Genomic DNA, 12378 nt, shown 5'->3' on the forward strand with positions numbered 1-12378 from the left:
CGAATGACTCGATAGGGGGCGACTATCGACAGGCCGCGCATGACGCGCAGTCGCCCGCGTCGCGGTCGCTACGGGCAGTTTTAAACGTTCAGGCGTTCACGCCGCGTCTACACGACGCGGCCGGGTGGCGCAGTCAGGACAGCGACTTGAGCCTGTACAGTGCTTCCAGTGCCTGTTTCGGCGTCAGCTCGTCAGGTTCCAGCGATGCCAGCGCATCAAGCGCGGCCGACGACGGCGAGAACAGGCCGAACTGCTGCGGTGCATCCAGTGCGACCGGTGCCAGCGATGGGACCGGAGCGTCGCGACTTTGCTGCTCGAGTTCGGCCAGTCGTCCACGCGCCTGCTGCACGACGGCCTTTGGCAGACCGGCCAAAGCCGCTACCTGCAAGCCGAAACTGCGATCGGCCGGGCCGTCCTTGACCGCATGCATGAACACCAGTTGGTCGCCGTGCTCGACCGCGTCGAGATGGACGTTGGCGATGCCGCTGCCTGGTTCGGCCAGCGTGGTCAGTTCGAAGTAGTGCGTTGCGAACAACGTGTAGGCGCGATTGTGGTGCGCCAGGTGCCGGGCGCAGGCCTCGGCCAGGGCCAGGCCGTCGTAGGTCGACGTGCCGCGGCCGATCTCGTCCATCAGCACCAGCGACTGCGACGTGGCGTGATGCAGGATGTAGCTGGTCTCGCTCATCTCGACCATGAAGGTCGATTGCCCGCGTGCGAGGTCATCGCCCGCGCCGATGCGGGTGAGGATGCGGTCGATCGGTCCGATGGTCGCGCGCGAGGCCGGCACGAAACTGCCGGTGTGGGCGAGCAGCACGATCAGCGCGTTCTGCCGCATGTAGGTCGATTTACCGCCCATGTTCGGACCGGTGATGACCAGCATGCGGCGGTCTTCACCCAGCACCAGGTCGTTGGGCTCGAACGGATCGCTGCGCACGGCCTCCACCACGGGATGGCGACCACGTTCGATGTGCAACCCGGGCTCGTCACCCAGGGTCGGTGCGACCCAGTCCAGCGACTGCGCGCGTTCGGCGAAGCAGCACAGCACGTCGAGTTCGGCCAGCGCCCCGGCGCAGCGCTTGAGCGGTTCCAGGCGTTCGTTGAGCACGTCCAGCAGCTGTTCGTAGAGCAGGCGTTCGCGACTGAGCGAGCGCTCGCGCGCCGACAGCACCTTGTCCTCGAATTGCTTGAGTTCCTCGGTGATGTAGCGCTCGGCGCCGGTCAGGGTCTGGCGGCGGGTGTAGTGGGTCGGCGCCTTGTCGGCCTGGCCCTTGCTGATCTCGATGTAGTAGCCGTGGACGCGGTTGTAACCGACCTTGAGCGTGGCGATGCCACTGCTTGCACGCTCGCGTGCTTCCAGGTCGATCAGGAACTGGTCGGCGTGCGTGGACAGCGTGCGCAGTTCGTCGAGTTCGGCGTCGTAGCCCTCGGCGAACACACCGCCGTCGCGGGCGAGCACCGGCGGTTGCGCGACGATCGCCGACTGCAACAGGTGCGCGTGCTCGTCGTGCTCGCCCAGTTCCGCAGCCAGCGCGGCCAGGTGCGGCGAATCCAGCGGCGCCAGTTCGGCGCGGACCTCCGGCAACATCCCCAGGCCGTCGCGCAGTGTCGACAGGTCGCGTGGACGGGCGCTGCGCAGGGCGATGCGCGAGAGGATGCGTTCGAGGTCGCCGAGCGCGCGGAAGCGTTCGCGCAACGCATCGCCGGCGCGCGAATCGAGCAGCGTCGCCACCGCCTGCTGGCGCAGGCGCAGCGGAGTGCGCTCACGCAGCGGACGGTGCAGCCAGCGCCGCAGCAGGCGGCCGCCCATCGGCGTGATGGTCGAATCGAGCACGCCGAGCAGGGTGTGGCGGTGGTCGCCGTCGAGGCGGCTGTCGATTTCCAGGTGGCGGCGGGTCGCGGCATTCATCGCGATCGCACCGTCGCCGGACTCGACCGCGATCGAGGTCAGGTGCGGCAGGCGTTGCTTCTGGGTTTCCTCGACGTAGCCGAGCAGGGCCGCGGCGGCGGCGATCGACAGCGGCTTGTCTTCCAGGCCGAAGCCGGACAGGTCGTGCAGGTTGAAGAAGCGCAGCAGCTGGCGGCGACCGCTGTCGGCGTCGAACAGCCACGGCGCGCGTCGGCGCAGGCCGGTGCGTTCGGCCACGAAGCGCGCCCAGCCGTCCTCGTCGGCGATCAGGGTTTCGGCCGGCTCCAGTCGGGCCAGCTCGGCCTCGAGGGCGTCCTCGCTGGCCACTTCGTTGACGAGGAAGCGGCCGCCGGCGAGGTCGGCCCAGGCCAGGCCGTAGCCAGACTTTCCGCGGGCGATGGTCAACAGCAACGTGTCGCGGCGCTCGTTGAGCAGCGCTTCGTCGGTGACCGTGCCGGGGGTGACGATGCGCACCACCTTGCGCTCGACGATGCCCTTGGCCAGAGCCGGGTCGCCGATCTGCTCGCAGATCGCCACCGATTCGCCCAGGGCCACCAGGCGTGCCAGGTAGCCTTCGGCCGAGTGGTGCGGCACGCCGGCCATCGGGATCGGCTGGCCGCCGGACTGGCCGCGCTGGGTCAGGGTGATGTCGAGCAGGCGCGCGGCCTTGCGCGCGTCGTCGAAGAACAGCTCATAGAAGTCGCCCATGCGGAAAAACATCAGCACGTCCGGATGCTCCGCCTTGGCGGCGAAAAACTGCTTCATCAGGGGCGTGTGCTCGGGCGGCCGTTCGGCTGAACTCATGGATCGTGGATCTTCGTATGCGTGCGGGAGGTCCGGCGCAGGGGGCCGGCGAGGAGGTCGCTAGGCTAACAGTCGGGGGCGGATTCCGGACCCGTTGCCTGCAGGGCGAATCCGTGCTCGGCAGGCTCCGGATCAAGGTGGGTCCCGGCTTTTGCCGGGAAGACGGCCCTGGTGGAGATGCCGCCCTGCTGCACCGCCGCATTGGCTGTCTCCCGGACATGTTACGTTTCCGTTGCCGTTCGCTGCCGTATGCCCATCGGGACAGGTGTCGAGTTTGGATGGGGGTGTCGCCGGTCGCGCCAAAAGGGGGCGCGTGCGTGGTTCGTGGGTCGGACGCCGTACATCCAATAACTCGAGGGGAGGGGACGCGATGGTTTCTTGCAAGCCAGTTATTTCAGTGGGCACCACAAAGAACGTGACCAGGAAGCTGCTTGCGCTCGCGATCGCGACGACGCTCGCGACGCCGGTCTGGTCGGTCCAGGCGCAGGAGGCCGCAGCGGCCCCGGTCCTGCAGAGCGGCCAGCTGAAGAAGGACGACGAACCGACGACGCTGGCCGCCATGACGGTCACTGCGCAGAAGCGCGAGGAAGCGCTGCAGGACGTGCCGATTTCGATCACCGCCTTGCCCGAGCAGCTGCTGCAGGACACAGGCGTACGTGACGTCAAGGATTTGCAGGTGCTGGTGCCCGGCCTGACCGTGACCAGCACCCAGAGCGAGGCCCAGACCACCGCGCGCATCCGCGGCATCGGCACGGTCGGCGACAACGCTGGCCTGGAATCGTCGGTCGGCGTGGTCATCGACGGCGTCTACCGGCCGCGCAACGGCGTCGGCTTCGGCGACCTGGGCGAGATCGAGCGCATCGAAGTGCTGAAGGGCCCGCAGGGCACCGTCTTCGGCAAGAACACCTCCGCCGGCGTGATCAACGTGATCACCAAGCGCCCGCATTACCTCACCCAGGTCGAAGGCGAGCTGACGGTCGGCAACTACAACGCGGTCGGCCTGGCCGGCTCGCTCAACGTGCCGCTCAACGACATGTCGGCGTTCCGCGTTTACGCAGCCAAACGCAAGCGCGACGGCTTCACCGACGTGCACACCGGTGCCGGCCCGCGCGTGGAGACCGATGACGGCGACCAGAACTTCCACACCCTGCGCGGCCAGCTGTTGCTGGAGCCGACCGACAACCTCGACATCAATTTCATCGCCGACTTCACCAGTCGCGAGGAGAACTGCTGCGTCGGCGTGACCACGGTGCGCGGCGCCACGGGCGACATCGTCAATGCCCTGTCGCCGGACGAGGGTGTCGCGCCGGTGGCCGATCCGTTCGCACGCGTCGCCTGGAGCAACCGCAGCACCAAGCAGGACATCAAGGACAAGGGCTTCGCCGCCGAGGTGAACTGGATCACGCCGTGGTTCAGTGGCGCGACGCTGACCTCGATCACCGCATGGCGCGAGTGGGATTCGATCAACGGCCTGGATTTTGATTTCAGCAGCGCCGACATCCTCTACCGCAATGGCGAGGAAGACGAATCGCTGACCGGTTTCGAGACCTTCACCCAGGAATTCCGCCTGACCGGCGCCAGCGACAGCATCGACTGGATGGTCGGCCTGTTCTATTCCGATGAGGACCTCGACCGCAACGAGACCTACCGCATCGGCAATGCCTACGAGCCGTACCTGTCGGTGGCGCTGCTGTCGATGATCAACCCGGCGCTGGGCCGCAGCCCGACCGCGCCGCTGTTCCTGTCGCAGGCCAGCGGCCGACCGTTCGGCACGGTGTTCGCCGGCTTCGGCGCCGATGACCACTACAAGCAGAACGCCAAGAGCGCGGCCATCTTCACCAACAACACCTGGCACGCGACCGATGCGCTCGACCTGACCCTGGGCCTGCGCTACACCCGCGAGGACAAGGAACTCGACTCGGCCTACAGCAATCCCAATGGCAGCCCGGGCTGCTCGGCGATGCTCGGACCGGGCGGACAGCAACGCGTGGCGGCGGCGCTGCTCGCGCGCGGCGTGCCGCAGGCGGCGTTGCCGACGGTGATCCCGCAGGTGATCGGTTTCTCCTGCCTGCCCTGGGCCAACCCGCTGCACAACGGCCGCGTGACCCACCAGGAGAGCGAAGAGAAGGAATGGTCCGGCACGCTCAAGGCGGCCTACCGCTGGAACGAGCACTGGATGGGCTACGCCTCGGCGGCACGCGGCTACAAGGCTGGCGGCTTCAACCTCGACCGCGTGCAGTCCAATACCGGCCTGTCCAGCGGTGGCTCTGGCATCGTGCCGGTGAACGACACCTCGTTCCCGGGCGAGTTCGTCGACAGCTACGAGCTCGGCGCCAAGACCACCTGGGACGAAGGCAACCTGCTGCTCAACGCGACGCTGTTCCACCAGACCTACGAGGACTTCCAGCTCAACAGCTTCCTCGGCACCAGCTTCGTGGTGCGTTCGATCCCTGAAGTGGTGTCCAAGGGCATCGACACCGAGGTGCTGTGGCAGGCCACGCGCGGGCTGATGGTGCAAGGTGGCGTGACCTACGCCGATACCCGTTATGGCGACAGCATTCCCGGCGGCGATTTCGTCGCACCCACCGGCGCGCTGTACAAGCTGCCGGGCAGCCGGGTGAGCTTCGCGCCGTACTGGTCTTCGTCAGCCTCGGTGACCTACGACTATCCGTTTGCCGGTGACCTGCTGGCGCGCTTCAACCTCGGCGCCAAGTACATGTCGGAATACAACACCGGCTCGGACCTGGACGTGGAGAAGGTCCAGGAAGGCTTCACCGTGGTCAATGCACGCATCGGCATCGGCAAGCAGAACCGCAACTGGATGGTCGAACTGTGGGCGTTGAACCTCACCGACGAGGACTACGTCCAGGTCGGCTTCGACGCACCGCTGCAGAACGTGTCGCCGGCGCCGAACAATCCGTTCAACTCGTTCAACGGATTCCTCGGCGCGCCGCGCACGTACGGCATGACGTTGCGGATCCTGTACTGATCGACGGCGCTTCAAGACCCCTCTCCCGTCAGCGGGGGAGGGGTTGAGGTGAGGCCTGCTGCGCTTGCGGCTATCATGCCGGCATGAAAAACGACGTCTCCGATGCCGCCCTGCATCGCCTCGCCGAGGTGGTCGGCGAAGCGGCCCGCAACCACCGCCAGACCCTGGTGACCGCCGAGAGCTGCACCGGCGGCTGGATTGCAAAGATGCTCACCGACATTCCCGGCTCCTCGACCTGGTTCGAGGCGGGCATGGCGGCGTACAGCTACGAGGCCAAGCAGGCGCTGCTTGGCGTGCGTCCGCAGACGCTGGAACAGCACGGGGCGGTCAGCCGCGACACGGTGATCGAGATGGTGTCCGGCGCGCTGGTGCATTCCGGCGCGACATTGGCGGTCGCGGTGACCGGCATCGCCGGACCCGGTGGCGGCACCGAGGACAAGCCGGTCGGCACGGTGTGGATCGCCTGGAAGCGGCGCGGCGGCTACCCGACCGCGGTGACCTTCCATTTCGATGGCGACCGCGATGACGTCCGCCGGCAGACGGTGGCCGCAGCCCTGCACGGGCTGGCCGAACTGATGGCCTGAGCCGGAAGGCGGGGCGGGCAGGGGATTGACGGCCGGACTTGACGGCACGGAAACTCCGTTAGTAGTATTGCTACTAATGGACATCACCGATACCCAGCGCGCCATCCTCGCCCTGATCGCCGAGCGGATCGAAGCCGAGGGCGTGCCGCCCTCGCAGACCGAGATCGCCCGCGCCATGGGCTTCAGCAGCGTGCGTGCCGCCCAGTACCACCTCGAGGCGCTCGAGCAGGCCGGCGCCATCCAGCGCGTGCCGGGCCGGGCCCGCGGCATCCGCCTGGTGGCACCGCTGGCGGAGGTGGCCGACACGGTCGCAGTCCAGGCAGCCGATGCAGCTGCCGACGCCATCTCCGACGATGCCCTGCGCCTGCCGGTGCTGGGGCAGGTCGCTGCCGGCCGGCCGATCGGCGCCGACATCGGCTCGGACGATTTCGTCCTGCTCGATCGCGTGTTCTTCTCGCCGACGCCGGACTACCTGCTCAAGGTGAAGGGCGACTCGATGCGCGACGAAGGCATCTTCAATGGCGACCTGATCGGCGTGCACCGCACCCGCGATGCGCGCTCGGGCCAGATCGTGGTCGCGCGCATCGACGACGAGATCACCGTCAAGCTGCTCAAGATCGGCAAGGACCGCATCCGCCTGCTGCCGCGCAATCCCGACTACGCGCCGATCGAGGTCGAACCCGACCAGGATTTCGCCATCGAAGGCCTTTACTGCGGTCTGGTGAGGCCGAATCGATGAGCGCCTCCAGGGGCCGGATGTCCGTGGCTGGGATCTTCCAGCCCCGCGATGCGGCCTTTCCCCACCATCCCCCTCGGAGTGCGCCAATGGCCACCGCTTCCCTGATCAAACAAATTTGCACTGCACGCACGGGAGTCTCAGTCCGTGCGACCTGCCAAGCCTAAGTTGTCCCCGACACGAATGCCGTCATCCCGGCAATACGACCAACACGACCTCAAGGACTCCACGATGGACGAGAACAAGAAGCGCGCCCTTTCGGCCGCCCTGGGCCAGATCGAGAAGCAGTTCGGCAAGGGCTCGGTGATGCGCATGGGTGACCGCGTGGCGGAGCCGGCCGAGGTCATCGGCACCGGCTCGCTGATGCTCGACATCGCCCTGGGTATCGGCGGCCTGCCCAAGGGCCGCGTCGTCGAGATCTACGGTCCCGAGTCCTCGGGCAAGACCACGCTGACCCTGCAGACCATCGCCGAGTGCCAGAAGCTGGGCGGCACCGCGGCCTTCGTCGACGCCGAGCACGCGCTCGACCCGACCTACGCCTCCAAGCTCGGCGTCAACGTCGACGACCTGCTGGTCAGCCAGCCCGACACCGGCGAGCAGGCCCTGGAAATCGCCGACATGCTGGTGCGTTCGGGCGCGGTCGACATGGTCGTGGTCGACTCGGTCGCCGCGCTGACCCCGCGTGCCGAAATCGAAGGCGAGATGGGCGACCAGCTGCCGGGCCTGCAGGCCCGCCTGATGAGCCAGGCACTGCGCAAGCTGACCGGCAACATCAAGCGCTCCAACTGCATGGTGATCTTCATCAACCAGCTGCGCATGAAGATCGGCGTGATGATGCCGGGCCAGAGCCCGGAAACCACCACCGGCGGCAATGCGCTCAAGTTCTACGCCTCCGTGCGCCTCGACATCCGCCGCATCGGCGCGATCAAGAAGGGCGACGAGATCATCGGCAACCAGACCCGCATCAAGGTGGTCAAGAACAAGCTGGCGCCTCCGTTCAAGCAGGTCGTCACCGAGATCCTGTACGGCGAGGGCATCTCGCGCGAAGGCGAGCTGATCGACATGGGCGTGGACGCCAAGCTGGTCGAGAAGTCGGGCGCCTGGTACAGCGCGTACGACGAGCGCATCGGCCAGGGCAAGGAGAATGCCCGCCAGTACCTCAAGGACAACCCCGAGGTCGCCAAGCGCCTGGAAGCAGCGCTGCGCGAGAAGTTCGTGGCCACCGATGCCAAGCGTGACGAAGACGGCGACGATGCCGTCGCCGACGACTGAGCGGACCGCAAGGGAAAGGTAGGCGGCGATGCACGGCGACTTGCTGGACGATGACCCGCCCGGTGGCGGTTCCGGAAGCGACGACCGCGACGGTGCCGGCGCTGCTGCCGGCCCGGCCCGGCGCCGTGGACGGCCGGAGCAGACGCCGTTGCAGCGGGCGCTGGGCCTGCTGGCCCGGCGCGAGCATTCCCGCAAGGAGCTGAGCCGCAAACTGACTTCGCGCGGCCTGGATGCCGGCGACGTCGAGGCGGCCGTTGGCCGCCTGGCGGGCGAGGGGTGGCAGGACGACAAGCGCTTCGCCGAAAGCCTGGTCCGCAGCCGTGCCGGCAGTGGCTACGGGCCGGTCCGGATCCGCGCCGAGCTGGCCACCCACGGGCTCGACCGCGAGGCCGTCGCCCGGGCGATGGAGACCTACGAGGGCGACTGGGCCGAGAACGCCCGTGAGCTGGTCCAGCGCCGGTTCGGTCCCGGAGTGACCGAAGAATTGAACCTGCGGCGCAAGGCCGCGGATTTCCTGATGCGACGGGGTTTCGATGGCGCCAGCGTGCGCGCCGCGACCCGGTACGACCCGGACGACTGACGTTGGAGCGAGCTTGCTCGCGATGGGGCGCTGGGGCGGTCCGCCGGATCGCGAGCAAGCTCGCTCCCGCGAGGTCCGGGGCGGTCTGGCCTTCGCGCAGAGCCGGCGCGGTCCTGTTAACCTAACCGGCTTTCGGGTCCTGGGTTGCCTGCTCCTGTCGACGTCCCCATCGTGAGGGGCATGGGCCGGTCCGCCCAGTCCGGTCCCGTCACAGACTCCGCGCGCACGCATGAAGAACCCGCATCACATCAGCACCAGCGAAATCCGCAGCGATTTCCTCGAATTCTTCCGTGGCAAGGGCCACACGATCGTTCCGTCGGCGCCGCTGGTGCCGGCCAACGATCCGACGTTGCTGTTCACGAACTCGGGAATGGTCCAGTTCAAGAACGTCTTCCTCGGCAGCGAGAAGCCCGGCTACGTGCGCGCGGCCGACGTGCAGCGCTGCCTTCGGGCCGGCGGCAAGCACAACGACCTCGACCAGGTCGGCTACACCGCCCGCCACCACACCTTCTTCGAGATGCTGGGCAACTGGTCGTTCGGCGACTACTTCAAGGAAGACGCGATCGCGTGGGCCTGGGAGCTGCTGACCAAGGTCTGGAAGCTGCCGGCCGAGCGCCTGCTGGTCACGGTCTACCACACCGATGACGAGGCCTATGCCATCTGGAACCAGAAGATGGGCATCCCGGCCGAGCGCATCGTCCGCATCGGCGACAACAAGGGCGCGCCGTACGCTTCGGACAATTTCTGGCAGATGGCCGACACCGGTCCCTGCGGTCCGTGCACGGAAATCTTCTACGACCACGGCGACCACATCGCCGGTGGTCCGCCCGGCTCGCCGGACGAGGACGGCGACCGTTTCATCGAGATCTGGAACCTGGTCTTCATGCAGTTCGACCGCCAGCCCGACGGCACCTTGGTGCCGCTGCCGGCGCCGTGTGTCGACACGGGCATGGGCCTGGAGCGCCTGGCCGCCGTGCTGCAGGGCGTGCATGGCAACTACGAGATCGACCTGTTCCGCCACCTGATCGCCAAGGCCGCCGAGTTCACCTCGACGGCCGACCTTGGCAACAAGTCGCTGCGCGTGATCGCCGATCACATCCGCGCGTGTTCGTTCCTGATCGTCGACGGCGTGCTGCCGAGCAACGAAGGCCGCGGCTACGTGCTGCGCCGGATCATCCGTCGCGCCCTGCGCCACGGCTGGATGCTGGGCCAGAAGGGCCCGTTCTTCAGCCGCATGGTCGCGCCGCTGGTCGAAGTGATGGGTGATGCCTATCCGGAACTCACCGCCAAGCGCGAGTTCGTCGAGCGCGCCCTGCTGGCCGAGGAAGAGCGCTTCGCCGAAACGCTCGACTCGGGCATGCGCATCTTCGACGAAGTGGCTTCGCGCTCCACGGGGATGATCCCTGGCGCCGACGCGTTCCGCCTCTATGACACCTACGGATTCCCGGTCGACCTGACCGCCGACATCGCGCGCGAGCGCGGTCTGTCGGTCGACATGGCCGGCTTCGACCAGTCGATGGAAGAGCAGCGCCGCAAGGCGCGCGAGGCCGGCAAGTTCGGCAACGCCACCACGATGCCGGCCGAGCTCGCCGCGCAGCTCTCGCCGACCCGCTTCCTGGGTTACGACGAACTCGGCGCCGACGACCTGCAAGTGCTGGCCCTGCTCAAGGACGGCCGCCCGGTCGACCAGATCGACGCCGGCGACGATGCGGTGGTGATCCTCGATCGCACGCCGTTCTACGCCGAAAGCGGCGGCCAGGTCGGCGACACCGGCGACCTCGAAGCCGGCGCGGCACGCTTTGCCGTCCGTGATACGCAGAAGTTCGCCGGCCAGTTCCATGGCCATGTCGGCAACCTCGCCAGCGGTTCGCTCAAGCGCGGCGATCGCGTCCGCGCCAGCGTCGATGCGGTGCGTCGTGCCGCAACGGTGCTCAACCACTCGGCGACGCACCTGCTGCATTCGGCACTGCGCAGCGTGCTGGGCGACCATGTCACCCAGAAGGGTTCGCTGGTCGCACCCGATCGCCTGCGTTTCGACTTCGCCCATTTCGCCCCGGTCAGTGCCAGCGACCTGGCCGAGATCGAGCGTCGCGTGAACGCCGAAGTGCGCCGCAACCACGCCGCCGAAGTGCACCACATGGGCATGCAGGAAGCGCTGGATTTCGGCGCGATGGCTCTGTTCGGCGAGAAGTACGGCGATGAAGTGCGCGTACTGCGCATGGGCGATACCTCCACCGAGCTGTGCGGTGGCACGCACGTGTCACGCACCGGCGACATTGGTCTGTTCAAGATTGTTTCCGAGGGCGGTGTCTCCGCCGGCGTGCGTCGCATCGAGGCGCTGACGGGGCAGGGCGCGCTGGACTTCGTCGCCGAGGAAGAGCGTCGCCTCGACGAAGCGGCCAGCCTGCTGGGCGGCAACGCGGCGGATATCGCCGACAAGCTGCGCAGCCTGCTCGATCGGCAGAAGAAGCTCGAGCGCGAGCTCGAGTCGATCAAGGCCAAGGCCGCTTCCGGCGCGACCTCCGACCTGGGCGCTTCGGCAGCGCAGGTCGGTGCGGTCAAGGTCGTGGCCACGCGTCTGGAGGGCTTCGACGCCAAGGCACTGCGCGATGCGGTCGATCGCCTCAAGCAGCAGCTCGGCGACAGCGTGATCGTGCTGGCCGGTACCAGCGACGGCAAGGCGGCCCTGGTCGCCGGCGTCAACGGTGCCGCGGCCGGCAGGGTCAAGGCCGGGGAACTACTGGCGCATGTGGCCAGTCAGATCAACGGCAAGGGCGGTGGTCGCGCCGACATGGCCCAGGGCGGCGGCGATGATGGCCCGGCGCTGGTCCAGGCACTGGCTGGCGTCGCCGGTTGGGTCGAAGTCAAGCTTAGCTGAACGAGATAGTGACCTTCTGCGGTTGCGATCACGTTTGACCGGCCGCTAAGATGGTTCACGTTTGTGTACAGAACTGGAGGCGCTCCCGGGAGCGCCCATTTGCCGGCGGTGGATCTGCCGGTCATAGGAGATGTTAGATGCTGATCCTGACGCGTCGCGTCGGTGAGACCCTGATGATCGGCGACTCGGTGACTGTCACCGTGCTCGGCGTCAAGGGCAACCAGGTGCGTATCGGAATTACTGCACCGAAAGATGTCGCTGTGCACCGCGAAGAGATCTACCAGCGAATCCAGCGCGGCGAAGAGCCCGCTGACGATGCGGGCAAGAACACCGACGGCTGACATAAATTGTTTGCCGTGCGCGGGGCGAGCCGTTATGCTTTGCGCCCGCGCCGATCCGAGCTGTCTTGGGTCGGAGTTTTTCGCGGAGACTTGCCCGAGAGGCCGAAGGGGCTCCCCTGCTAAGGGAGTATGGGGTCAAAAGCTCCATCGAGGGTTCGAATCCCTCAGTCTCCGCCAGTTCCACCGGCGAGACCCGGGTTCCGCAGGACGTGCAATGCACCCCTGAGAACGCGTCGACATGGTTGCTTCCATGCGATGCGCGGAGCCGCGGATTTCGCCAACCGCAAG

General features: G+C 67.3%; 8 protein-coding genes and 1 tRNA gene. 8 read left to right on the forward strand and 1 reads right to left on the reverse strand.

Annotated elements, in window-relative coordinates:
* Positions 1 to 133: 133 nt before the first annotated feature.
* On the reverse strand, positions 134 to 2710 hold the full coding sequence (mutS, locus tag HIV01_RS02650) for a DNA mismatch repair protein MutS (RefSeq protein WP_245156893.1): 2577 nt from the start codon (positions 2708 to 2710) through the stop codon (positions 134 to 136).
* Positions 2711 to 3125: 415 nt separating this feature from the next.
* Between mutS and HIV01_RS02655 the strand changes: the two genes are divergently transcribed.
* The 8 genes from HIV01_RS02655 (at position 3126) to HIV01_RS02690 (ending at position 12267) form a co-directional block, all read left to right on the forward strand.
* On the forward strand, positions 3126 to 5699 hold the full coding sequence (locus HIV01_RS02655) for a TonB-dependent receptor (RefSeq protein WP_245156894.1): 2574 nt from the start codon (positions 3126 to 3128) through the stop codon (positions 5697 to 5699).
* Positions 5700 to 5782: 83 nt separating this feature from the next.
* Positions 5783 to 6283 (forward strand): CinA family protein, encoded by a 501-nt coding sequence (locus tag HIV01_RS02660; RefSeq protein WP_200604800.1) that lies wholly within the window; start codon positions 5783 to 5785, stop codon positions 6281 to 6283.
* A gap of 76 nt (positions 6284 to 6359) precedes the next feature.
* On the forward strand, positions 6360 to 7022 hold the full coding sequence (gene lexA / locus HIV01_RS02665; RefSeq protein ID WP_200604802.1) for a transcriptional repressor LexA: 663 nt from the start codon (positions 6360 to 6362) through the stop codon (positions 7020 to 7022).
* Between the two features lie 228 nt (positions 7023 to 7250).
* Entirely contained in the window at positions 7251 to 8291 is a 1041-nt protein-coding gene (gene recA / locus HIV01_RS02670; RefSeq protein WP_200604811.1) for a recombinase RecA, read from the forward strand.
* 28 nt (positions 8292 to 8319) lie between these two features.
* The gene (recX, locus tag HIV01_RS02675; protein ID WP_200604813.1) at positions 8320 to 8871 is read left to right on the forward strand and encodes a recombination regulator RecX; all 552 of its coding nucleotides are present in this window, start codon (positions 8320 to 8322) and stop codon (positions 8869 to 8871) included.
* Positions 8872 to 9100: 229 nt separating this feature from the next.
* Positions 9101 to 11749 carry an alanine--tRNA ligase gene (alaS, locus tag HIV01_RS02680; protein ID WP_200604814.1) on the forward strand — a complete coding sequence of 883 codons (2649 nt, stop codon included), beginning with the start codon at positions 9101 to 9103 and terminating at the stop codon, positions 11747 to 11749.
* Between the two features lie 137 nt (positions 11750 to 11886).
* Positions 11887 to 12090 (forward strand): carbon storage regulator CsrA, encoded by a 204-nt coding sequence (csrA, locus tag HIV01_RS02685; RefSeq protein WP_200604816.1) that lies wholly within the window; start codon positions 11887 to 11889, stop codon positions 12088 to 12090.
* Positions 12091 to 12174: 84 nt separating this feature from the next.
* Positions 12175 to 12267, forward strand: a tRNA-Ser gene (locus tag HIV01_RS02690).
* Positions 12268 to 12378 lie beyond the last annotated feature (111 nt).

It is taken from the genome of Lysobacter arenosi (assembly GCF_016613475.2).
GTDB lineage: Bacteria > Pseudomonadota > Gammaproteobacteria > Xanthomonadales > Xanthomonadaceae > Lysobacter_J > Lysobacter_J arenosi.